The 24,366-nt window shown below is 40.5% G+C and carries 27 protein-coding genes and 3 pseudogenes; 15 read left to right on the top strand and 15 right to left on the bottom strand.

Annotation, left to right across the window (positions count from 1 at the left end; all coding sequences use genetic code 11):
* Window positions 1-39: 39 nt before the first annotated feature.
* From FOC32_RS14970 to FOC32_RS14940, 7 genes are all read right to left on the bottom strand, one after another.
* Window positions 40-963: a CysB family HTH-type transcriptional regulator gene (locus FOC32_RS14970; RefSeq protein WP_004784546.1), complete on the bottom strand. Its 924-nt coding sequence runs from the start codon at window positions 961-963 to the stop codon at window positions 40-42.
* Between the two features lie 52 nt (window positions 964-1,015).
* A complete protein-coding gene (locus FOC32_RS14965; RefSeq protein ID WP_034171211.1) occupies window positions 1,016-2,077 on the bottom strand; it encodes a sulfate/molybdate ABC transporter ATP-binding protein in 1,062 nt (353 codons plus the stop codon).
* 11 nt (window positions 2,078-2,088) lie between these two features.
* Entirely contained in the window at window positions 2,089-2,982 is an 894-nt protein-coding gene (cysW, locus tag FOC32_RS14960; RefSeq protein ID WP_034171212.1) for a sulfate ABC transporter permease subunit CysW, read from the bottom strand.
* Window positions 2,979-3,812, bottom strand: a complete 834-nt coding sequence (cysT, locus tag FOC32_RS14955) for a sulfate ABC transporter permease subunit CysT (protein WP_004784537.1) — start codon at window positions 3,810-3,812, stop codon at window positions 2,979-2,981. Before cysT ends, cysW begins: the two co-directional genes overlap by 4 nt.
* Window positions 3,813-3,898: 86 nt before the next feature.
* Window positions 3,899-4,504 carry an RBBP9/YdeN family alpha/beta hydrolase gene (locus tag FOC32_RS14950; RefSeq protein WP_034171213.1) on the bottom strand — a complete coding sequence of 202 codons (606 nt, stop codon included), beginning with the start codon at window positions 4,502-4,504 and terminating at the stop codon, window positions 3,899-3,901.
* 30 nt (window positions 4,505-4,534) lie between these two features.
* Window positions 4,535-5,551 (bottom strand): sulfate ABC transporter substrate-binding protein, encoded by a 1,017-nt coding sequence (locus FOC32_RS14945; protein WP_175967919.1) that lies wholly within the window; start codon window positions 5,549-5,551, stop codon window positions 4,535-4,537.
* Window positions 5,552-5,724: 173 nt separating this feature from the next.
* Complete coding sequence (locus tag FOC32_RS14940; RefSeq protein ID WP_175967917.1) at window positions 5,725-6,735, bottom strand: sulfate ABC transporter substrate-binding protein; 1,011 nt, start codon at window positions 6,733-6,735, stop codon at window positions 5,725-5,727.
* A 161-nt stretch (window positions 6,736-6,896) separates the two neighbouring features.
* Between FOC32_RS14940 and pabC the strand changes: the two genes are divergently transcribed.
* From pabC to tmk, 3 genes and pseudogenes are all read left to right on the top strand, one after another.
* A complete protein-coding gene (gene pabC / locus FOC32_RS14935; RefSeq protein WP_175967915.1) occupies window positions 6,897-7,712 on the top strand; it encodes an aminodeoxychorismate lyase in 816 nt (271 codons plus the stop codon).
* A gap of 1 nt (window position 7,713) precedes the next feature.
* Window positions 7,714-8,772 (top strand): endolytic transglycosylase MltG, encoded by a 1,059-nt coding sequence (gene mltG / locus FOC32_RS14930; protein ID WP_175967913.1) that lies wholly within the window; start codon window positions 7,714-7,716, stop codon window positions 8,770-8,772.
* A gap of 2 nt (window positions 8,773-8,774) precedes the next feature.
* Window positions 8,775-9,080 (top strand): annotated as a pseudogene (gene tmk / locus FOC32_RS14925) (dTMP kinase); the annotation flags it as partial.
* Window positions 9,081-9,955: 875 nt separating this feature from the next.
* On the opposite strand, the gene FOC32_RS14920 reads toward tmk, so the two are convergent.
* Window positions 9,956-10,453 carry a hypothetical protein gene (locus tag FOC32_RS14920; RefSeq protein ID WP_034683224.1) on the bottom strand — a complete coding sequence of 166 codons (498 nt, stop codon included), beginning with the start codon at window positions 10,451-10,453 and terminating at the stop codon, window positions 9,956-9,958.
* A 94-nt stretch (window positions 10,454-10,547) separates the two neighbouring features.
* On the opposite strand from FOC32_RS14920, the gene FOC32_RS14915 reads away from it, so the two are divergent.
* Window positions 10,548-10,754, top strand: a complete 207-nt coding sequence (locus FOC32_RS14915) for a helix-turn-helix domain-containing protein (RefSeq protein ID WP_034683227.1) — start codon at window positions 10,548-10,550, stop codon at window positions 10,752-10,754.
* Window positions 10,755-10,796: 42 nt separating this feature from the next.
* Here the strand turns inward: FOC32_RS14915 and FOC32_RS14910 are convergent, their stop codons facing one another.
* Window positions 10,797-11,132, bottom strand: coding sequence for a helix-turn-helix domain-containing protein (locus FOC32_RS14910; RefSeq protein ID WP_175967911.1), 336 nt, complete (start codon window positions 11,130-11,132; stop codon window positions 10,797-10,799).
* A 316-nt stretch (window positions 11,133-11,448) separates the two neighbouring features.
* Between FOC32_RS14910 and FOC32_RS14905 the strand changes: the two genes are divergently transcribed.
* The 3 genes and pseudogenes from FOC32_RS14905 to FOC32_RS14895 all read left to right on the top strand — a co-directional run bounded on the left by FOC32_RS14905 (window position 11,449) and on the right by FOC32_RS14895 (window position 13,731).
* Window positions 11,449-12,063, top strand: coding sequence for a DUF6088 family protein (locus FOC32_RS14905; RefSeq protein ID WP_175967910.1), 615 nt, complete (start codon window positions 11,449-11,451; stop codon window positions 12,061-12,063).
* A gap of 85 nt (window positions 12,064-12,148) precedes the next feature.
* Window positions 12,149-13,084, top strand: a pseudogene (locus tag FOC32_RS14900) (type I restriction-modification system subunit M); the annotation flags it as partial.
* A 2-nt stretch (window positions 13,085-13,086) separates the two neighbouring features.
* Window positions 13,087-13,731: a hypothetical protein gene (locus FOC32_RS14895; RefSeq protein WP_175967908.1), complete on the top strand. Its 645-nt coding sequence runs from the start codon at window positions 13,087-13,089 to the stop codon at window positions 13,729-13,731.
* 167 nt (window positions 13,732-13,898) lie between these two features.
* Here FOC32_RS14895 and tnpC (FOC32_RS14890) read toward each other — a convergent pair whose 3' ends face one another.
* From tnpC (FOC32_RS14890) to tnpA (FOC32_RS14880), 3 genes are all read right to left on the bottom strand, one after another.
* Window positions 13,899-15,503, bottom strand: coding sequence for an IS66 family transposase (gene tnpC, locus FOC32_RS14890; protein WP_175965973.1), 1,605 nt, complete (start codon window positions 15,501-15,503; stop codon window positions 13,899-13,901).
* A gap of 74 nt (window positions 15,504-15,577) precedes the next feature.
* Entirely contained in the window at window positions 15,578-15,913 is a 336-nt protein-coding gene (gene tnpB, locus FOC32_RS14885; protein WP_004783682.1) for an IS66 family insertion sequence element accessory protein TnpB, read from the bottom strand.
* Window positions 15,910-16,338: an IS66-like element accessory protein TnpA gene (gene tnpA, locus FOC32_RS14880; protein WP_175965975.1), complete on the bottom strand. Its 429-nt coding sequence runs from the start codon at window positions 16,336-16,338 to the stop codon at window positions 15,910-15,912. The genes tnpB (FOC32_RS14885) and tnpA (FOC32_RS14880) overlap by 4 nt, the downstream gene beginning before the upstream one ends.
* A 242-nt stretch (window positions 16,339-16,580) precedes the next feature.
* Here tnpA (FOC32_RS14880) and FOC32_RS14875 point away from each other — a divergent pair, with 242 nt between their 5' ends.
* The 7 genes and pseudogenes from FOC32_RS14875 to FOC32_RS14845 all read left to right on the top strand — a co-directional run bounded on the left by FOC32_RS14875 (window position 16,581) and on the right by FOC32_RS14845 (window position 20,713).
* Entirely contained in the window at window positions 16,581-16,943 is a 363-nt protein-coding gene (locus tag FOC32_RS14875) for a hypothetical protein (RefSeq protein WP_175967906.1), read from the top strand.
* 350 nt (window positions 16,944-17,293) lie between these two features.
* A pseudogene (locus FOC32_RS14870) lies at window positions 17,294-17,515 on the top strand (magnesium chelatase); the annotation flags it as partial.
* A gap of 468 nt (window positions 17,516-17,983) precedes the next feature.
* Window positions 17,984-18,379 (top strand): transposase family protein, encoded by a 396-nt coding sequence (locus tag FOC32_RS14865; protein ID WP_175967904.1) that lies wholly within the window; start codon window positions 17,984-17,986, stop codon window positions 18,377-18,379.
* Window positions 18,327-18,797, top strand: coding sequence for an IS5/IS1182 family transposase (locus FOC32_RS14860; RefSeq protein ID WP_004809604.1), 471 nt, complete (start codon window positions 18,327-18,329; stop codon window positions 18,795-18,797). The genes FOC32_RS14865 and FOC32_RS14860 overlap by 53 nt, the downstream gene beginning before the upstream one ends.
* 289 nt (window positions 18,798-19,086) lie before the next feature.
* Entirely contained in the window at window positions 19,087-19,695 is a 609-nt protein-coding gene (locus FOC32_RS14855; protein ID WP_175967903.1) for an HAD family hydrolase, read from the top strand.
* Between the two features lie 278 nt (window positions 19,696-19,973).
* A complete protein-coding gene (locus FOC32_RS14850) occupies window positions 19,974-20,297 on the top strand; it encodes a metalloregulator ArsR/SmtB family transcription factor (protein WP_175967901.1) in 324 nt (107 codons plus the stop codon).
* A gap of 5 nt (window positions 20,298-20,302) precedes the next feature.
* Entirely contained in the window at window positions 20,303-20,713 is a 411-nt protein-coding gene (locus tag FOC32_RS14845; RefSeq protein ID WP_175967899.1) for an arsenate reductase ArsC, read from the top strand.
* A gap of 27 nt (window positions 20,714-20,740) precedes the next feature.
* Here FOC32_RS14845 and tnpC (FOC32_RS14840) read toward each other — a convergent pair whose 3' ends face one another.
* The 3 genes from tnpC (FOC32_RS14840) to tnpA (FOC32_RS14830) form a co-directional block, all read right to left on the bottom strand.
* Window positions 20,741-22,366: an IS66 family transposase gene (gene tnpC, locus FOC32_RS14840; RefSeq protein WP_175965981.1), complete on the bottom strand. Its 1,626-nt coding sequence runs from the start codon at window positions 22,364-22,366 to the stop codon at window positions 20,741-20,743.
* Window positions 22,367-22,440: 74 nt separating this feature from the next.
* Window positions 22,441-22,776 (bottom strand): IS66 family insertion sequence element accessory protein TnpB, encoded by a 336-nt coding sequence (gene tnpB, locus FOC32_RS14835; protein WP_004642106.1) that lies wholly within the window; start codon window positions 22,774-22,776, stop codon window positions 22,441-22,443.
* A complete protein-coding gene (gene tnpA / locus FOC32_RS14830) occupies window positions 22,773-23,156 on the bottom strand; it encodes an IS66-like element accessory protein TnpA (RefSeq protein ID WP_005100737.1) in 384 nt (127 codons plus the stop codon). The genes tnpB (FOC32_RS14835) and tnpA (FOC32_RS14830) overlap by 4 nt, the downstream gene beginning before the upstream one ends.
* 164 nt (window positions 23,157-23,320) lie before the next feature.
* On the opposite strand from tnpA (FOC32_RS14830), the gene arsB reads away from it, so the two are divergent.
* Complete coding sequence (gene arsB / locus FOC32_RS14825) at window positions 23,321-24,361, top strand: ACR3 family arsenite efflux transporter (RefSeq protein WP_175967898.1); 1,041 nt, start codon at window positions 23,321-23,323, stop codon at window positions 24,359-24,361.
* The last annotated feature ends 5 nt before the right edge of the window (window positions 24,362-24,366 follow it).

Here is a 24,366-nt window from a genome sequence, read left to right as displayed (position 1 = left end):
AGGCAATACGCCTCTTCAATTTAGAAAGTACAACCCATATTATTCATCTGGATAAGCGACTTTTTTCAGTGCCTTGATATCTGCATCTGGTGAGCATAAAGAAATAAACTCATAACCATAACCACGTAATAAATGACCTTTACGTACTGCAATCCAGGTAGTATTTACCCCAAAAATATCGGTTTTAATCTGTTTCAGACGATAGTCACGTTCTGGATCATAAGCCAGATCATTGACAATGCCGACACCCATGTTGAGCTCGACATAAGTTTTAATCACATCGGCATCCAGAGCTGACATTACAATATCCACATCTACACCGGCTTCTTCAAAGGCTGAGTCGATTTTAGAACGGCCTGTGAAACCACCATGATAAGTAATAATCGGATAGCCAGCGAGGTCTTCAATACGAACCTGTTCTTTGCTATTCAACGGGTGATTTTGCGGCGTAATAATACTGTGCTGCCAGTTATAATAAGGCACACTCGCTAGATTTTCTTCAGTCGTTAAAGCTTCAGTCGCGATTCCGATATCTGCTTCACCCTGAAGAAGCATTTCGGTAATTTCCATTGGACTGGCTTGTTGCAAAATCAGATGAACTTTCGGAAATTCTTTTTTGAACTGATTCACGATTGGCGGTAATACATAACGTGCCTGGGTATGTGTCGTTGCAATCGTTAATGTACCTTCATCGACCTTGTTAAAGTCATCTGCAAGACGTTTGATATTGTCTGCATCAACCAGCATACGCTCTACAATGCCGAGAAGTGCCTGACCTGGTTCAGTCAGTCCTAATAGGCGTTTACCTTTACGGATAAATAGCTGTACACCAAGCTCATCTTCTAAATCTTTAATATGCTTACTGACACCTGACTGCGAAGTGTAAAGCGCGGCTGAAGCTTCAGTTAAGTTAAAATTCTGTCTAACAGTTTCTCGAATAATTCTTAATTGTTGGAAATTCATAATTCTTTACCCTATAAGAGGATGGGGCATTTAAAAGCCCCATCTTGCAGTCTTACGCGACCTGGTTTTCAAATAAATGCAGATTTAATGCACTCAACCAAACAGTTTGATCCGGACGGAATTGATGAGCGCGAGCTTCTTCTGGTGTCAGTGAAATTTCAATCAGATTACCTTGGCGGTCATTCAGTTCCGCAACAACTTTTCCTGCAATCCAGAGTTCACGAATAAACGTGGCCTGAATCGTATTCTCTTGTGGTTGTGCATGAATACGCAGTTCATCCGGGCGAGCGAATACAATGACATTACCCTGAGCTGCCTGTTTGGCGGCATCGAACTGGATACGGTCTTCACCTAGCTGAAGTATGCCGCCATTATTCTGGCCTTCGAAACGGTTAGCTTGTCCCAGGAAGTCAAACACGAATGGTGTTTTCGGTGTTTCATACACTTCACGTGGTGAACCGATCTGTTCCACATTGCCTTTATTCATCACTACGATCTGATCAGCAACTTCTAAGGCTTCTTCCTGGTCGTGAGTGACAAAAATTGAAGTAATGTGCAGTTCATCATGCAGGGTACGTAACCAGCGGCGCAGTTCTTTACGGACTTTGGCATCTAGTGCGCCGAACGGCTCATCCAGTAACAGTACACGTGGCTCAACGGCTAGTGCACGCGCAAGTGCAATACGTTGACGCTGACCACCAGAAAGCTGAGCCGGATAACGGTCTGCCAGGAAGCCAAGTTGTACCAGATCAAGCAAACGGGTCACACGTTTTTTAATTTCTGCTTCTGATGGACGGGTTGAACGTGGGCGTACACGTAGACCAAAAGCCACGTTATCGAATACGGTCATATGACGGAACAGGGCATAGTGCTGGAATACAAAACCCACTTCACGTTCACGTACGTGGACATTGGTTGCATCCTGGCCTTCCAGAATCACCTGACCACCGTCAGCAGATTCAAGACCTGCAATAATACGCAGTAGAGTCGTTTTACCGCAGCCTGAAGGGCCGAGCAGGGCAACCAGCTGACCATCTGGGAAATCCAGAGAAATGTTTTTAAGTGCATGGAATGCACCAAAGTGTTTTTCAATATTTTTAACTTGAATACTCATGTGGGCATTCCTTAAGAAACTGTTGAATCGTCATTACGTTTGTCTTGTTTTTCCTGGCGCAGTTCGACCCAGGTTTTCAGAACCAGAGTCACAATTGCGAGGAGAGCCAGGAGCGATGACACGGCAAACGCAGCACTAAAGGTATATTCGTTATATAGAATTTCGACGTGTAGCGGCAAAGTATTGGTTTCACCACGGATATGGCCAGAAACCACTGATACTGCACCGAACTCACCCATGGCGCGGGCATTACACAGAATTACGCCGTAAATCAGACCCCATTTGATATTTGGCAGGGTCACTTTCCAGAAGGTTTGCCAGCCAGATGCACCTAGTACAATCGCAGCTTCTTCTTCTTCAGTACCTTGCGCTTCCATTAAAGGGATCAGCTCACGTGCTACAAAAGGTACGGTAATGAAGATCGTTGCCAGAACAATCGCAGGAACAGCGTAAAGGATCTTGATGTCATTATCCATCAACCAGCCACCCATCCAGCCTTGAGTACCGAAAATCAGTACCAGCATCAAACCTGCAATAACAGGTGATACCGAGAAAGGCATATCGATAATGGTGGTCAAAATTGATTTACCCGGGAAGTTAAACTTCGCCACTGACCAGGCTGCAGCTACGCCGAATACTACATTCATCGGTACCGCGATCACAGCCGTTAGCAAGGTCAGTTTGACCGCAGATAAAGTATCTGGATGAACGAGGGCTTGCGTATATACGCCAACGCCTTGTTTAAACGCTTCAACAAAGACCAGAACCAAAGGCAGAATCAGGCAGCTTAAAAAGAAGATCAGTGCAATCGCAATCAGGGTATAACGTACCCAGGTCGGCTCACGAGTCGCATCGCGGGATTGCAATTTTTCAGCCAGCGCATTGCTGTTGGTATTTAAACTCATCGTGCAGTTCTCCCGGTACGACGGCTCGCCCAAGCTTGCAATAAGTTAATCAGGAAAAGCATCACAAAGGAAATGAGCAGCATCACTACAGCAATTGTGGTCGCACCTGCATAGTCATATTCTTCCAGACGGGAAATAATCATTAATGGCGCAATTTCAGTTTCAAAGGGCTGGTTACCGGCAATGAAAATCACTGAGCCATATTCACCGACACCACGTGCAAAGGCCAAAGCAAAACCTGTGATCAGTGCTGGCAGCAGAATTGGAAAAATGACTTTGGTGACGATCTGAAAACGGTTCGCACCGAGTGCAGAAGCCGCTTCTTCCAGTTCAGTTTCTAAATCAGAAAGAACTGGCTGTACCGTACGGACCACAAAAGGAATACCGATAAAGATCAAAGCCAGGGTAATACCGATCGGAGTATAAGCCACCTTGATGCCAATTGGATCTAAATACTGACCAATCCAGCCCGTCGGTGCATATAAAGAAGTCAGAGCAATACCGGCAACTGCAGTTGGTAGGGCAAAAGGCAGATCGACCAGTGCATCGACAATACGTTTACCCGGAAAGCTATAACGCACCAGACACCATGCCAGTAACAGGCCAAAAACTACATTAATCAAAGCAGCGATAATGGCTGAACTAAAGCTTAGCTGTAATGATTTCAAGATACGTTCAGAGCTCAGGATTTCCCATAAACCTTCCCAGCCAATGCCGAGTGATTTAATAAAAACGGCAGATAACGGGATCAGAACGATTAATGACAAATACGCTAGGGTAAAGCCTAGAGAAAGACCAAATCCTGGCAGCACTCGGGATCGCTGCGACATGATTACTCCTCAAAAGAGAGAATGCTGGTTAAAGTTAACCAGTGAAAATTAGAAAATAGAATCGGCACAAGCATAATTTGCAGGGACTAAAATGCAAATTTAAAATAATACTTGCTCTCATTAACTTTGCTGATATGGTGCATAGCCTTTTCTGAAATCAAATATTGTTCAATTTCAGGGAAAGGACCAAAACCGGAAGCAACATTGACATGGCCTACAACTCCCAGATTAATCGGTTTGATATTCCAGGCTTTCGCCAGAACCTGGGCATCTTCAAAACTTAGCCATGGATCATTTTCACTGATCAGCAAAGTCGTTGGAGCCTGAATCTTGAGCTGCTGGAAATAGGCGCTGTAATCCGTCTGGCTATCACGGGCAAAACCATTTTCCCCAAAACGTGCCGGATTGGCAGGTGCAACCAGAACCAGATTTTTGACTTTAGTATTCAGTTCAGGATGCTGGGCCAATGATGCCACGCTGGTCAAACAGCCAAAGCTATGTGCCACAATTTGTACATCATCTGGAATGACTTGCAGAGTTTTAACAAATTCTGCGACCCATACATCCAGTACCGGATGATTCCAGTCCTTTTGCTGCACACGAGAGCAACGCATGAGCCGGTGTTGCAGGCAGGTTTGCCAGTGATTGTATTCACTGCCACCCACACCGGGAACAATAAGCGTATGAGTCATGTCGATGCTCCTGTATGAAATCAGCTTAAATTAATTTTTTGCGCTGTTAGCTTTAACGATCTGGTCAAAAACACCACCATTTTCAAAGTGGGCTTTCTGTACTTTATCCCAGCCACCAAACTCCTGATCAATAGTCACCAGTTTTAATGGCTTAAAGACTTGGCTATATTTCATCAGCACTTTTTCATTACGTGGGCGATAGAAGTTACGTGCTGAGATTTCCTGACCCAGTGGTGAGTACAGGAAGTTTAAATAACCTTGGGCCAGGTATTTGTTACCTTTTTTATTGGCATTCTTTTCAACAATTGCCACGGGTGGCTCAGCTAGAATTGACAGGGAAGGAGTCACAATTTCAAACTTGCCCGGTTGTTCACGAAGGGCTAAATGTGCTTCATTTTCCCAAGCCAGTAATACGTCACCGATGCCACGTTCAGCAAAAGTGGTGGTTGAACCACGCGCACCTGAATCAAGTACTTTGGTTTGTTTATAGATTTTACGAACAAATTCTTGTGCAGTTTTGTCGTTACCGCCCGGTAAGTGTTTTGCATATATCCAAGCTGCTAAATAGTTCCAGCGTGCACCGCCTGAGGTTTTAGGATTTGGTGTGATAATCTCTACACCCGGTTTTACCAGATCACCCCAATCCTTGATGCCCTTTGGATTGCCTTTACGTACCAGGAATACGATGGTAGAAGTATATGGTGTTGAGTTTTGTGGTAATTTTTTCTGCCAGTCTGCAGGTAACAGTTTGGCTTTTTCGACCAGTACATCAATGTCAGCGGCTAATGCCAACGTTACGACATCGGCATCCAGACCATCAATCACGGCACGCGCCTGTTTACCTGAACCACCATGTGACTGTTTGAAGTTAATGCTTTGGCCAGTACGGCTTTTCCAGTATTTACCAAATTCTTTATTGACGTCTTCATAGAGTTCACGCGTCGGATCATAAGAGACATTCAGAAAGTCGCGCGCTGCAGCAGAAAACGAAGTTGCTGAAATAACAGCAGCCAGAACCCCTAGTTTTAGTTTTGTTGAAATGCTCATGTGAACCTCACACTCTTACACGTTTTGTAACATGAGTGAAGAATAAACCTAATCTTTATGCATAAAAAATAATTAAAAATGAATTTTATATGAAAATATAAGATAAAAGATTTTATAAGTATTTGAAACAACAATGGCCTTATTCAATAAGGCCATTGCATAGACATTTATTATTACGATTTTGTGCTATTTGCCTTTACGATCTGGTCAAAGATACCGCCATTGGCAAAGTGTTTTTTCTGTACTTTGTCCCAACCGCCAAACTCTTTATCAATGGTCACCAGCTTCAGCGATTTAAAGACATTACTGTATTGTTTTAATACTGCCGCATTACGTGGGCGGTAGAAATTCTTTGCAGCAACCGTTTGACCCGCAGGTGAGTACAGGTAGTTCAGATACGCTTTCGCCAGATTTTCATTACCATCTTTTTTGGCATTCTTTTCAACGATTGCCACTGGTGGTTCAGCCAAAATCGATAAGGAAGGGGTAATAATTTCGAACTTGCCAGGCTGTTCACGAATCGCTAAATGCGCCTCATTCTCCCAAGCCAGCAATACATCACCGATACCACGCTCAGCGAATGTAGTAGTCGCACCACGTGCACCAGAGTCGAGTACTTTGGTCTGTTTATAAATCTGGCGAACAAAGTCTTGAGCTTTAGTATCATTACCACCAGGCTGATGTTTCGCCCAAGCCCACGCTGCTAAATAGTTCCAGCGTGCACCACCAGAGGTTTTCGGGTTTAGTGTAATGATTTCTACGCCCGGTTTCACCAGATCCCCCCAGTCTTTAATGCCTTTAGGATTACCTTTTTTCACCAGGAAAACGATGGTTGAGGTATAAGGTGTCGAGTTTTGTGGGAATTTTTTCTGCCAGTCTTTAGGTAGCAGGCCGCGTGCTGCAATCTCATCAATATCTGCAGCTAGAGCCAAAGTCACGACGTCCGCATCCAGACCATCAATGACAGCACGTGCCTGTTTGCCTGAACCGCCATGTGACTGTTTAAAGTTCACATCTTGGCCAGTAGATTTTTTCCAGTAAGCACTGAATTCTTTATTAAAGTTATCGTACAATTCGCGAGTTGGGTCATAAGACACGTTCAGGAAGTCTTTTGCAGATACGCTAAAAGCGGTTGCTGAAATAAGTGCTGCCAATACCCCAATTTTTAATTTACGGATGTTCATATTTGTCTCAAATGTTTCTTTGTTTTGTTGGATGGGGCAAGAATAGCTGGAGATTTTTTGCATAAAAAATAATTAAAAACGAATTTTATGTGAGTAAAACAGATATATAGACAGAGTTTATATTTCATCGCTCTATCCGTCACCAGAGAGGCCTTAAAAGCATGTTGTATTTAAAAAATGCTCAACTCGTCAAAGATATAGATGTGCTGGATCGTGCCTTTCATTATGGTGATGGCTGCTTTACTACCGCCCGCATACGTCGAAACCAGATCGAGTTAGCAGACCGTCATCTAGCCCGTTTAAGGATGAGCCAGCAAAAATTAAGTTTGCATGCTGATCTGGACCTGATTGAAAAAAGTTTGCAAGCGTTATTGAAATCAGAAGCTGAACTGAACGGAACCTTAAAGATTGTACTGAGTCGTGGTATAGGACAGCGTGGTTATAGCCTGCCAGACCATCCGGCAGATCTTTGGGTGTTCTATTATCCGAAAACTCTACAGGACTTCAGTTATGAGCAGATTCAGGCGGGTGTATTGCAACAGGCCATTGGCCTCAGCATGCCGAATCTGGTGGGGTTGAAAACCTTAAATCGTCTGGAACAGGTCTTGCTTAAACAGGAAGCGGATCTGCATGGCTGGCCGGAAGCACTGGTAACTGATGTGCAGGGTACAATTGTTGAAGGGGTGAGCAGTAATTGCTTCATTCGTATAAACAATACATGGATTACACCAGAACTTCGTTATAATGGCGTCTTCGGTGTAATGCGTGCAGAAATTTTGCAACGTATGCAGGATCAGGGCATTATCTGTCAGCAGCGTGATGTGGAAATGGATGAAATTCCCCATATCGACAGCTTGTTTTTCTGCAATGCGCTCAGTCCGATGAAAATTGCCACTCAATTTGAGCAGCGTACTTTAAATGTAGATGCTTGTATTGAACTTTTTAACCGTCTTCGATTGAATCAGATGCCTTATTAATATGTCAGCTTCCAAGTCTAAAACCAAAAAGAAAAATAATTCCAAACGCCCTGGTTTCATGAAGGGGATAGCTTTATTTCTAATCGGGATACTCCTGGTTCTAGGGCTGATCCTGAGAGCCAGCCTATGGAAAGATTATCCTGTAGAAGGTCAAAAACAGTTACTGGCAATTAGTAATGGTGAAACCTATTCTGGATTTATTGATCGGCTGGCCAAAGAAAATCATGTCAGCTTTCCGGTTATTTTAAAGCTGTATCAGCGCATCATGATTCATGACACCATGAAGGCGGGTGTTTATGAAATTCCTCAAGGTATGAGTATTCGTGCAGTACTGGACATGATTTCCAATGCAGAAAATGCTCAGATGAACCGGATTCTGGTGATTGAGGGCACGACTTTTAAACAGCTGATTGATGCCTTAAAGAAAGATGATCTGGTGACTAAAGAAGTGGTGAATTTGCCAACCGATCAATTGCTCAAAGAACTCAATATTCCATTTAATCATCCTGAAGGTCTGTTCGCTCCGGATACCTATTTCTTTGCCAAAGGCGAAACAGATCGCAAGATTCTGACCGATCTTTATCAGCGCCAGATGAAATCTCTGGATCAGGCTTGGGAAAAACGTGCTTCAGATCTGCCATATCAGAATAAGTACGAAGCGCTAATCATGGCATCGATCATTGAAAAAGAAACCAGCCTGGATAGCGAGTTACAACAGGTATCTGGTGTATTTGTGCGCCGTTTGAAAATAGGCATGCGTCTACAGACAGATCCAACTGTTATTTATGGTATGGGTGAGAATTACAAAGGTAATATCACCCGTCAGGATCTACGCACTCCAACACCCTATAACACCTATACCATGGCTGGCTTACCACCGACACCGATTGCCTTGCCAAGCAAGAAAGCCATTGAAGCAGCGATGCATCCGGACAATTCACAAAATATTTATTTTGTTGCAACGGGTAATGGTGGGCATAAATTCAGCAGTAGTCTGCAAGACCACAATAGAGCAGTGCAAGAATATCTCTCTGTTTTACGTTCAAAAAATAAGGAATGAGCATGTTTATCAGCTTTGAAGGCACTGAGGGTGTAGGGAAAACCACACTCATTCGTCGTATCTATGATGATTTTATTGCTCAAGGTAAAGAGGTCGTGCTGACCCGCGAGCCGGGCGGTACACCGATGGCAGAACAGATTCGTTCGCTATTGTTGGCCGTAAACCACGAAGAAGCGATGTGCCATGATACAGAGTTATTGCTGATGTATGCGGCACGTGCCCAGCATCTGACACAAGTGATTCTACCCGCTTTAAATACTGGAAAAATTGTCTTATGTGATCGCTTCAGTGATAGCTTATATTCCTTTTTCTCTAATGTAAATGTAATAAGTAGGCTATAATATGCATGTTTTTTAAAAGATTTTTATTTAATACCTTGTTTTAATGTAAACATGTAAGATTTTTAGAAGTTTGTTTGTTAGTGGAAACCTTGGTAACTGTATTTATAACGAGAATTTAGCTATTTATCTTCTATAAATGTAAACACAATTTAAACTTAATTAGCTTCAGGAAGTGTTGTAAGTCTTTTTTCAACTGGATTTTGAGTTTATGGCTTTTAACTCAAAATACAAAAGTTCTAAATTTAATGCTCAATTTCTTGTATTAAAAAACAACTTTCAAAAATTCTGTATAGATTGCAATGGCATAAATTTGCATGATCGCAATATCCTCACTGTAATTTCATACGATCTTCCAAAAATGTGAATTCTCAATGTTTAATTTTTCATAGATAGAAGCAATTTCATCATTTAGTAATATGAAAGTATGGAAATATGCTTTATTTAGAGAGAAATGTTTTTTATGCCTTGGCGACATGAAAAAAGAACGAGCTGATCAGTGTATGTTTGATGAAAACTTTAATCCAGTAACATTAGATGAATTTAGGTTGAAGTAAGCTTATCATCGTCATAGGTTCTAAGTATCCAAAAATATACTGATCCAAATTCAAGCTAGAAGTATCAGCTTTAATGGAGAGTGAGGGAGTTTAGGAAAAATATCTTTCTTTGCTTAGAGGTTGCTCGCTGGGAAATTCTTGAATAAACCTTGCAGCTTTAATTTCATCTAAAATGAAAGATACAGATAGAGCCTCTATCTTATGATTTTGGAAAAAATCCTTATCCATGATCCGAGTTAATATAGTAACTGTTATAAATGTTTATTTTTATTAAATTTTTATTAGAAATCATCTGTTGTGTATTTTAATAATCTTATCTATTGTTTTTATTTTTAGGTTGCAATAATCAATCTGATAATCAATTTCTTCTCTATATTTTTTTATTGAATAGCAAAATTCTGGGTAAGATAAAGTTAACTCATTAATGAATTCAGCCTGTTTTATCAAAAAAATTAACTCTTTTTTTAGTTTGTTCTTTTGAATATTTAAAGGATTTCTTGATTCATTCTCGATCAACTGCTTTCTCAATTCTTTTAATTTTTGAGTTTCACTATATAAATAAGATTTTTTCTTAAATAGCGATCTTTGAGCAACTAAGTAGTCATTTTTTGATAATAATTTTATAGCTGCATACATCTCTTCTTTTAAGCTTTTAATATTGGAAGAATCCAACTGATCTGTTTGTCTAATAATCTCCCAAAAACACTTAGCTTCCCAATCCTCAATTTCATAATTTTTTATTATTTCAAGAAGTTGGTCAGCCAATGGAATATTAAATTTAATCATTGTGGAAACCTTTAGAAAGTAAAAGGGGATTATAGTCCGTGGATGTTTAGTCCTCAATTGGTGATATTTCTTTTTTTTGAGCAGTTTGTTCTAAATGTCAGAATTATCGAAAGTAATTGGTTGTTCAATCCGTAACAAAAGAAAAGAGAAAAATATCACTCAAGAATCACTCGCATTGCAATGTGGAATTGATCGTAGTTATATGGGACGTATTGAACGTGGTGAGGTCAATATCACGGTAGAAAAACTATATGAAATAGCATCAGCTTTGCAAATTTCAGCCAAAGATTTGATTCCTTAGTTTCATTCAAATAAAAACTAAAAATCTAATTTAGGTTTAAAACTACCAACCTAAATTAGGTGTATCTGTTTTATTTTTATTATTGCCTGAAGCTCTTTTTCTTATTTTTCCTCTTAATTTTAAGAGTTCTATTGGAGATAAAGGAGGCTCTGGCAGAAATGAATTAATCTCATCTAACATTTCCAAAGCCCGTAAAATAGCTATCAGGTCAGCCAATCGAACATCTCCTTTCTCTGCTTTTAGCACTGTCCTTTTTGAAACCCAGGCTCTGTCTGCGACTTCTACTTGTGTCATGTCTCGGTTTAATCGTGCTCGCTTTAACCGTAGCCCAATTACTTCGGCAATGTAGGAAGGATTATCACTTTTATGAAATTTCATTTCTTAAATTTGAAGTATTAATAAACTAACTTAAAGATATTCTTTCTACATGGAATCACCAAATATCCCTGAAGTTAACGTTAAGGGCCAAAATCTGTACTTATCAGAGATTTTCATAAGATTAAGTGCAAGATATTGCACCTAATAGCATACCCAGCATCCAAATTATTTTAGTAGAAATCTTAATTTACTTAAATTTTGTTTAATCCAATAATATAGAAGAAATACATAAAATCGAACATGATAGTTGAAAGCATACGTTGTGTAATTATCTGATGGTTTCAACTACCTTTTATATATTCTGTTTGGGGCTTCTATGTTAGATATTGCAAAAGCAGTTCAGGAACGGGTAAAAGGATTTCGCCTTGGGCATGTCTTTTCTGTGGATGAGTTTGAACAGTATGGAAACACTGATGTAGTTTATCAGGAGCTTCATCGGTTAACTGAGCAAGGCGTGATTAATAGTATTCAGCACGGTATTTATTATAAACCTGAACCAAACCGTATGTTGAAGGGGCGATACCTGAGCCCTGATGTTTATGAAGTGGTCAAAGTGATTGCTGAAAAAAATGGTGAACTCATCCAGATTCATGGAGGTATGGCCGCAAATCGGCTTAAATTAAGTACTCAGGTTCCAGTAATGGATGTGTTTTATACTTCAGGTTACTCTCGTGAATTTAAGATTGGCGGCACTCAGGTAAGATTGTTGCATACTAAAAACAGCAAATTTTTCCAACATCCATTTGGTAGCCATGTAGGAATGACCATATCAGCATTACTCTTTTTAGGAAAAGAAATTGTTGATTTAAATATGGTTGAAAAGCTTGAAAAGACACTTACATCTGAAGAGTGGATATTACTTTATCAGTCCTCTTTGCCTGCGTGGTTGCATAAGATATTGGATGATCAGAAGACAAAATTCTGCTTTTAATCCCAAGTTATTTGCATTCCTTATCCATAGCTTTTCATATTTAAATCTACCACAATACCCTCAAAGAAATTTGAGAGTCATCAGCGTGATTACAGGCGAAATAAAAAGCAAAATTGATCAAATTTGGGATGCATTTGCAAGTGGTGGTATTTCTAATCCTCTAGAAGTCATTGAGCAAATGACTTATCTGCTCTTTATCCGTCGACTTGATGAAATTCAGATCACTAAAGAAAAGAAAGCCAACCGTCTAAAAACTGCTGTAGAAAAGCCAATTTTCACACCTGAGCAAGATCATTTACGCTGGTCTAAATTTATTACGCTAGGTGATCCAACGCAGCTTTACAGTACCATCGCCAATGAAGTTTTCCCATTCATTAAAAGTATTGGCAGTGAAGATGACACCACTTATAGTCATCATATGAAGGACGCTCGTTTTACAATTCCAAATGCTGCGCTTTTAACAAAGGTAGTTGATCTATTGGCTGCTGTACCAATGGATGATAAAGATACCAAAGGTGATATTTACGAGTACATGCTCGGTAAGATTGCATCAGCAGGTCGTAACGGCCAGTTTCGTACTCCTCGTCATATCATCAAGATGATTGTTGAACTGATGCAGCCAAAACCAACAGATACGATCTGTGACCCTGCGTGTGGTACAGCAGGTTTCCTTGTTGCAGCCAGTGAATACTTAAACGAACATCACAGTACTGAGATTTTTGCCAATCCTGAAGCAGCGAAACGCTTCAGTGAAGAAACCTTCTTTGGTTATGACTTTGACAGTACCATGCTTCGTATTGGTTCGATGAACATGATGCTGCACGGTGTTGAAAACCCAAGTATTGAAAATCGTGACTCTTTAAGCGAAGCGCATTCACATATTGAAAGTCAGTTTAGTTTGATTCTTGCCAATCCACCATTTGCAGGCAGCCTAGACTATGAAAGCTGTGCCAAGAATATTCAGGCGATTGTAAAAACTAAAAAGACTGAATTGCTATTCTTAGCTTTGTTCCTACGGCTGAGGTGGATAAAACTAAAAAACAAGCTAAGCTAATTCATGAAAAAGTACTTTCATCAACTGAAGGGATTTTTGATCGAGTTCGTAAAAGTAGTTCTGAGTTAGGACAATCATGGCAACAGTTTGACCAACTAAACAAAGCAGCTATTCAGCAGCCTCCAGAGTTTAGTCTAAAACCTCTAGGTATAGATAATCGATTCGCTGAACATACTAAAATATTAGCTAAGGAACGTACTCAAGATCGAGAAATGGCTCATCTGACAGGACAAATGACAGCACAGTCGGCAAAAACGCTTCAGGAGCTTGCGGAGGCTGCAGCTACAATGTTGGAAAGACTAGATCAGAGAGATAAAGAAGCAAAACATACTACGAAGATACAATTATGGTTTGCAGTTGGTTCATTAGTTATTTCAACTCTAATTGCAGGAGCATCTGTTTATCAAGATTATCGAAACAATAAGTCTGGTGATCAATGGCAAGCTACAGTTTTAGATGAGTTTCATCAACTGAATTCACAAGAAAAATATAAGGATAGAGAAATACAGGTTGTCAGGGAAGAAAATCAAAAGTTAGAAAATCGTGTTAAATTTCTGGAATCACAGTTGAACGAAGAAAAAAAGATTCACCACTTTATTACTAATAGCAAATAATATAAAAAGATCCCATATAGAGATATTTTTTATTAACTAATACATTTTTGTATATTCTTATTCAAATAGACACTAGGCTTCTTTCATAAATCATTTTTTACACAGTTCATATGAAAGAAACTCAGGACGGTGTAACGTAAGCGTCCGCTGAATCCCATGCCTATTTTTTAATTTTGGTCGGATTTCCAGCGGTGTGGCAGTAATTCTTCTATTTGGGTGACTTTATGCGTCGGCAGCCTTTTCAGCACATCACTTAAATAGGCATACGGATCCAGTCCATTCAGCTTTGCTGACTGGATTAAAGTCATGATATTGGCAGCTCGTTGGCCGCTGCGCAGCGAGCCAGCAAACAGCCAGTTCTTACGTCCCAACGCCCAGGGGCGCATCTGATTTTCAATCCAGTTATTATCTATAGGCAAATTGCCATCATCCAGATAGTGGCAGAGTGCCTGCCAACGTTTTAGGCTGTAATTGATCGCCTTGGCAGTTGGAGAACTCGATGGCACCGCCAGATAATGTTGGTTGAGCCATTCATACAGTTGTTGCATCACCGGTTGGCTATGCTGTTGCCGGTATTCGCGGCGATGTTCTGCTGTACCATCGGTCTTTTTCCTGAGTTCTGCTTCTATGGCATACAGTTTCTGAATCAGCACTAATGCCTGTTCAGCGATCTGACTTTTCCCGGTCACATGCAGTTCATGGAATTTACGACGTGCATGTGCCATGCAGCCCACCTCAATGACCTGGCCTGATTTAAAGCGTGCTTTATAACCACTGTAATCATCACAGACCAGATGGCCCTGCCAGCCATTCAGGAACTCTTCAGCATGCTGACCTGAACGGCTATCCTGAAAGTCATAGATCACCGCTTGAACTGGATTGTACTGTGTGGTGGCATAGGCCCAGACATAACCTTTCTTCGGTTTTTTCTCATTCTCACCCATCCGCATGATGGTGACCGGCGTTTCATCGGCATGGATCACCCGCTGTTGCAACACCACCTGTTTTAAGGCATTAGCCAGAGGTTCCAGTTCCACACCGCAGCGACCAATCCAGTCAGATAAAGTGGATCTGGACAGATCAATGCCAGCCCGCTGATAGATCAGGCGCTGACGGTACAGCGGCAAATGATCGGCATACTTCGATACCAGCACATGGCTGAGCAATTCAGGTGAAGCAATGCCTTTATCAATCACATAGGCGGGCATCGCTTGCTGAGTCAGAGTGTCGCACTGATCACAGACCCATTTGCCACGGACATGCTGTTCCTTGTAGAACTGTGCCGGTCTGAAATGCAGTTTTTCACTGATATCTTCGCCGATACGACGTAACTGGCAGCCACAACTGCATTGGGTTGATGCAGGTTCATGCTCAATACGGATGGTGTGTAGATGATCTGGCAGCAGTCGACGTTTAGGTTTGTTGACTGTGGCTTTCTGTGTCGCTGCATCGGTTTTATCTGCATTTAATCGTTCTAATTCCAGATCAACGGCTGCGATATCTTCTTCGACCGCTTCGTCCCATAGATGGATTTGTTTTGCCGTTAAGTGTTCATTCTTTTGGGCGAATTTGTGCTGTTTAAATAGTGCGAGTTCATGCTCGTATTTTTGATTGAGAATAGAAAGATGCTGAACTTTGGCATCCAATTGCTGGTTTGATTTTTCTAATTCTTGATTTGATTGTGCCAGAGACTGATGCTGCATCGCCAACTGCCGGGTAAATTCCAGCAGTTGTTCATGGGTCAGTTGGCTTAAATCAGGCAGCATTTTCATGACTGCAGTATGCCTGAGGTCATGACGCAGAGGAAATAGAACGTTTGGAGAATAGCAGAATGTAGCAGCCTGGTTTAGAGCATTGTTACCACTTGCTGTCGTCCAATGCGCTGCCAGGGCAAACCCTGAATTAGTGCCTGTAACTGTTCTGGACTGAGAGCTACGTTTTCACCCTGGTGAACTTTAGCCCAGTGGAATTTTCCCTGTTCCAGCCGCCTGGCACACAGCCAGATGCCTAGTCCATCATGTACCAGCACTTTCATACGATGGCCACGTTTATTACAGAACAGGTAGGCGCAATGCGGTTTGATTGAGCCAAAGGCTTTCATAATCTGCGCCATGGCCGTATCCATACCCGCACGCATGTCCATGGGCTGGGTAGACAACCAGATTTCATCGATACGGATCATTTGATCAAGCCCTGAAGTAAAAGCAGTAATTCAGTTGCAGACCCCACCGGCCATTCGATTTCGATCATCTGATCCCTTACTGAACCTTGTTCATCATGTAATGGAATCCTAATATGAGCGGTAGCTTTCTTCTCTGGCACAGGTGGCGGAGGTGCTTCTTGTTTGACTGGCGTCGGGTGAAGAATGACGGGAAGGAAGTCGGTCTGTGGAATGGATGAGATTGTTAATGATGGAACCATTGATCTGGACTGACGAATCCATTTATGCAACAGATTGGCATTGATCTGATGTTGCATTGCGACCTTAGCCACCGATGTATCTGGCTGCTGGCATTGCTGAATAAGTTGATGTTTAAATTCAGCCGTGAAGGTTCGACGGGGCTTTTTTAGCGTTGGTGCAGTGTCTATAACTGTCTTTAAATCCATAAATAGGTGTCCACTTAAATTTTAGTGGACACTATCGCGGTATTAATGAGTTAGAAAAAGTGGGGCTCAGCGGACGCTTACGGTGTAACTGGACCATATGTGTGTGTGCGGAATGTGGTGGTAGACATGGTGGTATCTACTCACCAAATTACTGTCAGTATTGTTACATTAAGCTATAATAGTAATTTAACAAAGATAGGAGTTTAAATCTTACTCCTATCTTTTATTCTAGAGACAAATATATGACTAGTAATCCTAAAATTGGACCACACGAAGAAATAGAACTTGAGTTAATGAGAGTAAATCAAAAAAAAATTGCATTATTTGATTTTTTTCCAGAAGAATTCAGAGAACCTTGTGACAATGGTGAGATAAATTTAATTTTTAGTAAGATTAAATCTAGACTGAAAGACTTAGAGATTGGTGTATATATTTTTTATTTACCTAATGAAAAAGATAATGCTTATAGATTATTAGACTTAATTAATAAACAATTAAATATCAAAAAAATAAATATTGATTTAGAGCGAGAAATTGGGCATATTTTAGGCTACAAAGAAAAAGATATTGATTTTTATATTGATAAAATTCAAAAAGCAAAATAGGTAAATTGTGAAAAAATTTGTATATTAACTCTAATTCCCATTAATAATTTCGCACAACCATTTATATCGTTAGATGATGAGTTCAATAAAACAGGTAAAGTCTCAACCTCCATTTACTCTTCACTTTTCATAGATAACTCATCAGATTTTTTATTCCGAAACCCTGGTTACCAATTAAAAAATAATGAAAAAACCACTCAAAACTACAATTCTTTTAATATTACTCCATCTATTAACTACAACTTATATAATAATTTCATTATAAATACTACTGTTAGTGGAAATATAAGTAATTCTAATCTTAGAAACAATACAGATTTCCAAAAAGAAAGCGAATTTTATTTTATGCCTTGAACATGAGTCTTATTGCGAAACAGCTAGAGCAATATGCCCCTCTTGATCCACCAGCTCAGAAAATGATTGAACTGGCACAGTAGAAACTGAATTTATCAGCACGAGGTTACCATCGGATTTTGCGTGTTGCCCGAACCATTGCCGATCTTCATCAAAGTCCAGATATTCAGACTGGGCATTTATCCGAAGCCTTGTCTTATCGCGGGCAGCACGTTTGAATAACTTAATTTGAGAATCCAAACAATAAAAAAGGCGACCTAAAGTCGCCTTTTTTATTCAGAGAAAATTAGAAGCTATAACCTAGTCCGAATACTACTTTGTTCTTTTGTTTCACATCCATACGATCATAACCACCGATGATGTAATTGATGCTTGCAGTAACACCAGTATCTGCAAAAGGTTTAATAATTTTAAAAATATAAAGTCAAGGTAAATTGGCAACTGAAAAGGCCTAATTTGTGATTCTATGTAATATATTCTGCTATTTAAAAATGGTTTTTTCGTTTTTATATTTAATGATCTAATTTTTAGAAAATTAGATTAAACATGTATAAGAAATTATAATTTTAAATAATTAATAAAATTCAATATCTTATAAATAGATATCTTTCATAAATCAAAAAACGATCTTCTTTTCGGTTAATATTTGCACTCCGGATTTCTTAGCATTCGTGCATAATCTGCGGATGAAATACATCGATTCAAACAAGCTTTCTGATCCTCAGTTCAAGCGATACACAGGCATCTCATGGTCAACTTTCTATTTGATGGTTGAGCAATTGCAGAAGCATGTCTCTGCCAAAGGCAGACCGCCCAAGTTAAGCCTGGAGGATCAGGTTCTGCTCTGTCTGAGCTATTGGCGGGAATACCGAACCTTATTTCACGTTGCGACGAGTTACGGGGTTTCAGAGCCCACAGCCTCAAGAATTGTCCGTCATGTTGAAGACTGCCTGATTCGGTCCAATCTGTTTAATTTACCCAAAGATTTACCCGAGGGCGAAGGCATCGACTGGAATGTTGTAATCGTGGATGCCACGAAAATTCCAATCCAAAGGCCTAAAAAAACAGAAGAAAAGCTATAGCGGCAAGAAAAAGACCCATACCTTTAAAGTACAGGCCATGATTCACTACAAAACTCAGCAAATTCTGAGTTTATGTACCAGTCGCGGTGCAGTGCATGATTTCGAGTTGTTCAAACGCAATTTAAACCAGATTCCTTTTGGGGCTTTTATCCTTGCAGATAAAGGCTATCAGGGGATTTATGTGTTGTATCCGAATAGCCTGTTGCCATTAAAAGCCAAAAGACACTGTAAATTAGATCCTGAATTGAAAATCTATAATCAAGAAATCAATAAAAGAAGAATCGGAATTGAGCATGTATTTGGCAGCCTGAAAACCTTCAAAATCCTTGCTGAGCGTTATCGAAATAGAGGTAAAAGGCTTGGTTTGAGATTCAATTTAATCGCTGGAATCTACAACTTGGAACTGAGCAAAAAATGATTTATGAAAGAGGTCTACTTAATGATAAATTATATTGGACACTTTGACTTACTACAAAAATATCCTAGAATTAAGTACTAACAGTTCAATATTTTAACTCTAGATTTGGTCTATTATCAGAGAACGTAATCTTCCCATAATTAACCGAAGTTAAAAGTTGAGATTAAGTATTCATTCGAGGGAGCCTCCCTAGTTTATCTTTTTAGAAATATGAAATGAATCGAATTGCATTTTCTTAATCCTTGGTTAGACTGAACTTACTATAAGTTTAGTATCCATACTAAGAATGATGAATCACCTTCCTAAAGTCATTGTTTTTGATGCTTTCGGTACACTTGTAAAAATTGGTACAAGCCGATCTCCATATCGCAAGTTAATGAAGTGGCTAAAAGATAATGGTAGAAAACCAAGCACCAAAGATGCAAGTGTTATTATGTCTAATCCTGTTGATATTGCACAATTAGCTATGCTCTTTGGAAAAAATATTCCCCCTCAACTTTTGCACGAAATAAACGATGATCTCCTATTTGAGTTAAGTACAATTGAACTTTATAAAGATACGACATCCACATTACAAATATTAAAAGAGCATGGATTTAAAATTGCACTATGTTCTAATTTAGCCATGCCTTACGGAGAGCAACTTAAAAAGCTGCTTCCAAATGTATTTGATGCGCTTTTTTTAAGTTATGAAATTGGGGCTATAAAGCCTGAAGATAATATCTATGAAGTTATTAAAAGCCATTTCAGTTGTGAAATGTCAGAAATACTATTTATTGGAGATCACCCAATTCTAGATGTTGAAAAACCCATTTCTTTAGGAATGGATGCACGTTTAATTCAACGTCATAAGAAGCAACTGCTGACGAATGTAATAGGCGATCTAATTTTAAGGTAGTGAAATCCGTCAAACGGCACATAGCTTGTCATTAGCATGATAATCAATTCAGTATCTTAGTTCTTCTAACGAATAATAATGACATCATACTGCGACTCAACCAATGTCATTATGAGTGTAAGACGACCAATCTGTGTCATTTTTCGATAAATGATTTTTTTAGACTTAAAATCTTTAACGTGATCTTTCATATAACAGCTTTAGGTTGAACAAAATATCAATTGTATTAACATATGGATATTCGTATATACGAAATAGCATATAAATGAGTGTTAAAAATGGATCAAACAGGTTTCTTTAAATGTCTATCTGACCCAACTCGCTTGGATATCTTAAAGCTTGTTATGGCTAAGCAGAATATCTGTGTATGTGAACTTACTGAACGTTTGCAGCTTAGTCAGCCTAAGATTTCCAGACACCTAGCATTACTTAGAAACCTTTCAATTTTGCTAGATCAGCGACAAGGACAATGGGTCTATTACCGTCTGAACCCAAATCTTCCTGAATGGGCTAAAGCTGTACTAAATATCATGTCGAATCAAAATGAAGACATGATTAACAGCACTTCTACTGATACCTCTATCTCAATTCATTGTGATTAATAACTATGAAATTCGTTTTCTTATGTACAGGCAATAGTTGCCGCAGCATCCTCTCAGAAGTGTTATTTAACAGTCGTGCTTCTGAAGGATGGAAAGCTTATAGTGCGGGTAGTAAACCTACAGGCAAAGTCCACCCCTTAACGATTAAGACTCTGGAAAACTTGGGGCTATCTACAGAAGGCTTATCAAGCAAAACAATGGATGACTGTGAACGATACCAACCTGATGTTGTGATTACAGTATGTGATTCGGCTGCTCAAGAGTCATGTCCCCTATATTTGAATGATGCAATTAAAGCTCATTGGGGATTAGCCGACCCATCACATTTAGACCTTCCTGAAGAAGAAAAACTTCAAGCATTCTTAAAGACTGTTGATCACATTAATAGACGCTTAGACGCTTTATTTGCACTGTAAGCGTCCGCTGAACCCCATGTCTATTTTTTAATTTGAGTTGGATTTCCAGCGGTGTGGTAGCAATTCTTCTATTTGGGTCACTTTATGGGTCGGCAATCTTTTCAGCACATCACTTAAATAGGCATACGGATCCAACCCATTCAGCTTTGCTGACTGGATTAAAGTCATGATGTTTGCCGCTCGCTGACCACTACGCAGCGAACCTGCAAATAACCAGTTCTTACGTCCCAACGCCCAAGGCCGCACTTGGTTTTCCACCCAATTATTGCAAATCGGTAGATTGCCATCATCCAGATAGCGGCTTAAAGCTGGCCAACGCTTCAGAGTGTAATTGATGGCCTTGGCGGTTGGAGAACTCGATGGCACCGTCAGTTGATGCTGGTTGAGCCATTCATACAGTTGTTGCATCACCGGTTGGCTATGCTGTTGTCGGTATTCGCGGCGGTGTTCTGCTGTACTATCGGTCTTTTTCCTGAGTTCTGCTTCTATCGCATACAGTTTCTGAATCAGCACTAATGCCTGTTCAGCGATCTGACTTTTCCCAGTCACATGTAGCTCATGGAATTTACGACGCGCATGCGCCATGCAGCCCACCTCAATGACATCGCCTGATTTAAAGCGTGCTTTATAACCACTGTAATCATCACAGACCAGATGGCCCTGCCAGCCATTCAGGAACTCTTCTGCATGCTGACCTGAACGGCTATCCTGAAAGTCATAGATCACCGCTTGAACTGGATTGTACTGTGTAGTGGCATAGGCCCAGACATAACCTTTCTTCGGTTTTTTCTCATCATCACCCATCCGCATGATGGTGACTGGTGTTTCATCGGCATGGATCACCCGCTGTTGCAGCACCACCTGTTTTAAGGCATTGGCCAGAGGTTCCAGTTCTACACCGCAGCGACCAATCCAGTCAGATAACGTGGATCTGGACAGATCAATGCCCGCCCGCTGATAGATCAGGCGCTGACGGTACAGCGGCAAATGATCGGCATACTTCGATACCAGCACATGGCTGAGCAGTTCAGGACTGGCAATACCTTTATCAATCACATAGGCGGGCATCGCTTGCTGAGTCAGGGTGTCACACTGATCACAGACCCATTTGCCACGTACATGCTGTTCCTTATAGAACTGTGCCGGTCTGAAATGCAGTTTTTCACTGATATCTTCGCCGATACGACGTAACTGGCAGCCACAACTGCATTGGGTTGATGCAGGTTCATGCTCAATACGGATGGTGTGTAGATGATCGGGCAGCAGTCGACGTTTAGGTTTGTTGACTGTGGCTTTGTGTGTCGCTGCATCAGTTTTATCTGCATTCAGCCGTTCCAGTTCCAGATCAACAGCGGCAATATCTTCTTCGACCGCTTCATCCCAGAGATGGATTTGTTTTGCGGTGAGATGTTCGTTTTTACTGCCGAATTTGTGCTTTTTAAACAGCGCAAGTTCATGCTCGTATTTTTGATTGAGAATGGAAAGATGCTGAACTTTGGCATCTAATTGCAGATTGGATACTTCAAGATGCTGAACTTTGGCATCTAATTGCTGGTTTGATTGTGCCAGAGACTGATGTTGCATTGCCAACTGTCTAGTAAATTCCAGCAGTTGTTCATGGGTCAGTTGGCTTAAATCAGGCAGTGTATTCATGACCGCAGTATGCCTGAGGTCATGAGAAGAATGAAATAGAACGTTTGGAGAATAGCAACTTGGACCAAGCTAGTTTAGAGCATTGTGACCACTTGCTGTCGTCCAATGCGCTGCCAAGGCAAACCCTGGATCAGTGCCTGTAACTGTTCTGGGCTGAGGGCTACGCTTTCACCCTGGTGAACTTTAGCCCAGTGAAATTTTCCCTGTTCCAACCGCCGAGCACACAGCCAGATCCCCAGTCCATCATGTACCAGCACTTTCATGCGATGGCCACGTTTATTACAGAACAGGTAAGCACAATGCGGTTTGATGTAGCCAAAGGCTCTCACCACCTGAGCCATGGCCGTATCCATACCTGCACGCATGTCCATGGGCTGAGTAGACAACCAGATTTCATCGATACGGATCATGTTGTAAGTGCCTTGAGTAATTTTGCTAAAGCAGACATTTCTGATACTTGCCATTTCAAGCCAATTTCTGCTTTTGAGTGGGGTAAAGTAATTTGAACCGTTAACATGCCAGTAGAAATAGGATCTAATGGTGCAGAGCAAGATAAGGCAATAAATGCAGGTTTATTCGGTAGTAGTGAGCGATCATTCCCTGGCTTAGCATCAATTAAGCGAATCCATTTGGATACAAGATTTGTATTCAATCCATGTTGCAAAGCGACCGAAGCAATTGAAACCTCCGATGCTTTACACGCCTGAACGATCTGCTGTTTAAATTCAGCACTATATGTTCTTCGTTTTATCGTAAGAGATGCGATGGATGTCTGGTTATTTGTAGTCATAAATTTAAGTTCCCACTTGTTTTTAAGTGAGGACTAAATTAAGGCTTATAGGACGAATTCATAAGGTGTGTTCAGCGGACGCTTACTTTGCACTTGATGTAAATAGCCTTTCTCGTTCTGAATTAATCAATGAAATCAGCAAGATTTCTAATATCGAGTAAGCTATGTCTAACTCAAGACTTTCATTTCTAGACCGAAACCTGACCCTATGGATTTTTATTGCCATGGCATTAGGGGTAGGCATTGGCGTGTTCTTTCCTCAAGCCTCTGTTGCACTGGATAGGTTAAGCGTGGATTCAGTGAATATTCCTATCGCAATAGGACTAATTCTGATGATGTATCCACCGCTTGCTAAAGTCGATTATGCAACTTTGCCAAAAGTGTTCGAGGATAAACACACTCTGACTTTATCCCTTGTTCAGAACTGGCTGATAGCTCCATGTCTGATGTTTATCCTGGCAATAGTTTTCTTACATTCCTATCCTGAATATATGACCGGTTTAATCCTGATCGGTCTGGCTCGCTGTATTGCTATGGTGCTTGTATGGAATGGATTAGCCTGTGGCGATAATCAGTATGTTGCCGCACTGGTGGCTTTTAACAGCATTTTCCAGATTTTGTTTTTTAGTACCTATGCTTGGCTTTTCCTGACCTTCTTACCGCCTTATTTTGGTGTGGAAGCACAGGTTGTTGATGTGAGCTTTTGGACAATTACTCATGCTGTCCTCGTTTATCTCGGCATACCATTCCTACTTGGTTTCTTAACCCGAATGATTTTAGTGAAGCAAAAAGGGTTGCTATGGTATCAAACTAATTTTATTCCCAAGATCAGTCCACTTAGTCTGATTGCGCTCTTATTTACGATTGTAGCCATGTTTAGCCTTAAAGGTGGTGAAGTAGTCACTCTACCTCTAGACGTGCTTAGAATCGCAATTCCTTTAACCATCTACTTCATTGTGATGTTCTTCATTAGCTTCTTTATGAGCAAATGGATGGGCAATGACTACCCTAAAACCACCGCTATTTCCTTTACCGCGGCAGGAAACAATTTTGAATTAGCACTTGCTGTCGCTATTGCCACTTTTGGCCTAGCTTCACCTGTAGCCTTCACGACAGTCATTGGGCCATTAGTAGAAGTTCCCGTATTAATCACTTTAGTTACAGTGTCTTTATGGCTGAGAAAAAAAGTTTTTAAAGAGGTATAAATCTG

Source organism: Acinetobacter sp. FDAARGOS_724 (assembly GCF_013364475.1).
Lineage (GTDB): Bacteria > Pseudomonadota > Gammaproteobacteria > Pseudomonadales > Moraxellaceae > Acinetobacter > Acinetobacter variabilis.
Note: the sequence above shows the minus strand (reverse complement) of the source record. Positions and strands in the feature narration are given on the sequence as shown.

Excerpts from the sequence above, each read along its gene's own strand:
- FOC32_RS14970 (WP_004784546.1), bottom strand. The coding sequence starts at position 963 with ATGAATTTCCAACAATTAAGAATTATTCGAGAAACTGTTAGACAGAAT.
- FOC32_RS14965 (WP_034171211.1), bottom strand. The coding sequence starts at position 2,077 with ATGAGTATTCAAGTTAAAAATATTGAAAAACACTTTGGTGCATTCCAT.
- cysW (WP_034171212.1), bottom strand. The coding sequence starts at position 2,982 with ATGAGTTTAAATACCAACAGCAATGCGCTGGCTGAAAAATTGCAATCC.
- cysT (WP_004784537.1), bottom strand. The coding sequence starts at position 3,812 with ATGTCGCAGCGATCCCGAGTGCTGCCAGGATTTGGTCTTTCTCTAGGC.
- FOC32_RS14950 (WP_034171213.1), bottom strand. The coding sequence starts at position 4,504 with ATGACTCATACGCTTATTGTTCCCGGTGTGGGTGGCAGTGAATACAAT.
- FOC32_RS14945 (WP_175967919.1), bottom strand. The coding sequence starts at position 5,551 with ATGAGCATTTCAACAAAACTAAAACTAGGGGTTCTGGCTGCTGTTATT.
- FOC32_RS14940 (WP_175967917.1), bottom strand. The coding sequence starts at position 6,735 with ATGAACATCCGTAAATTAAAAATTGGGGTATTGGCAGCACTTATTTCA.
- pabC (WP_175967915.1), top strand. The coding sequence starts at position 6,897 with ATGTTGTATTTAAAAAATGCTCAACTCGTCAAAGATATAGATGTGCTG.
- mltG (WP_175967913.1), top strand. The coding sequence starts at position 7,714 with ATGTCAGCTTCCAAGTCTAAAACCAAAAAGAAAAATAATTCCAAACGC.
- FOC32_RS14920 (WP_034683224.1), bottom strand. The coding sequence starts at position 10,453 with ATGATTAAATTTAATATTCCATTGGCTGACCAACTTCTTGAAATAATA.
- FOC32_RS14915 (WP_034683227.1), top strand. The coding sequence starts at position 10,548 with ATGTCAGAATTATCGAAAGTAATTGGTTGTTCAATCCGTAACAAAAGA.
- FOC32_RS14910 (WP_175967911.1), bottom strand. The coding sequence starts at position 11,132 with ATGAAATTTCATAAAAGTGATAATCCTTCCTACATTGCCGAAGTAATT.
- FOC32_RS14905 (WP_175967910.1), top strand. The coding sequence starts at position 11,449 with ATGTTAGATATTGCAAAAGCAGTTCAGGAACGGGTAAAAGGATTTCGC.
- tnpC (WP_175965973.1), bottom strand. The coding sequence starts at position 15,503 with ATGAAAATGCTGCCTGATTTAAGCCAACTGACCCATGAACAACTGCTG.
- tnpB (WP_004783682.1), bottom strand. The coding sequence starts at position 15,913 with ATGATCCGTATCGATGAAATCTGGTTGTCTACCCAGCCCATGGACATG.
- tnpA (WP_175965975.1), bottom strand. The coding sequence starts at position 16,338 with ATGGATTTAAAGACAGTTATAGACACTGCACCAACGCTAAAAAAGCCC.
- FOC32_RS14875 (WP_175967906.1), top strand. The coding sequence starts at position 16,581 with ATGACTAGTAATCCTAAAATTGGACCACACGAAGAAATAGAACTTGAG.
- FOC32_RS14865 (WP_175967904.1), top strand. The coding sequence starts at position 17,984 with ATGAAATACATCGATTCAAACAAGCTTTCTGATCCTCAGTTCAAGCGA.
- FOC32_RS14860 (WP_004809604.1), top strand. The coding sequence starts at position 18,327 with ATGCCACGAAAATTCCAATCCAAAGGCCTAAAAAAACAGAAGAAAAGC.
- FOC32_RS14855 (WP_175967903.1), top strand. The coding sequence starts at position 19,087 with ATGAATCACCTTCCTAAAGTCATTGTTTTTGATGCTTTCGGTACACTT.
- FOC32_RS14850 (WP_175967901.1), top strand. The coding sequence starts at position 19,974 with ATGGATCAAACAGGTTTCTTTAAATGTCTATCTGACCCAACTCGCTTG.
- FOC32_RS14845 (WP_175967899.1), top strand. The coding sequence starts at position 20,303 with ATGAAATTCGTTTTCTTATGTACAGGCAATAGTTGCCGCAGCATCCTC.
- tnpC (WP_175965981.1), bottom strand. The coding sequence starts at position 22,366 with ATGAATACACTGCCTGATTTAAGCCAACTGACCCATGAACAACTGCTG.
- tnpB (WP_004642106.1), bottom strand. The coding sequence starts at position 22,776 with ATGATCCGTATCGATGAAATCTGGTTGTCTACTCAGCCCATGGACATG.
- tnpA (WP_005100737.1), bottom strand. The coding sequence starts at position 23,156 with ATGACTACAAATAACCAGACATCCATCGCATCTCTTACGATAAAACGA.
- arsB (WP_175967898.1), top strand. The coding sequence starts at position 23,321 with ATGTCTAACTCAAGACTTTCATTTCTAGACCGAAACCTGACCCTATGG.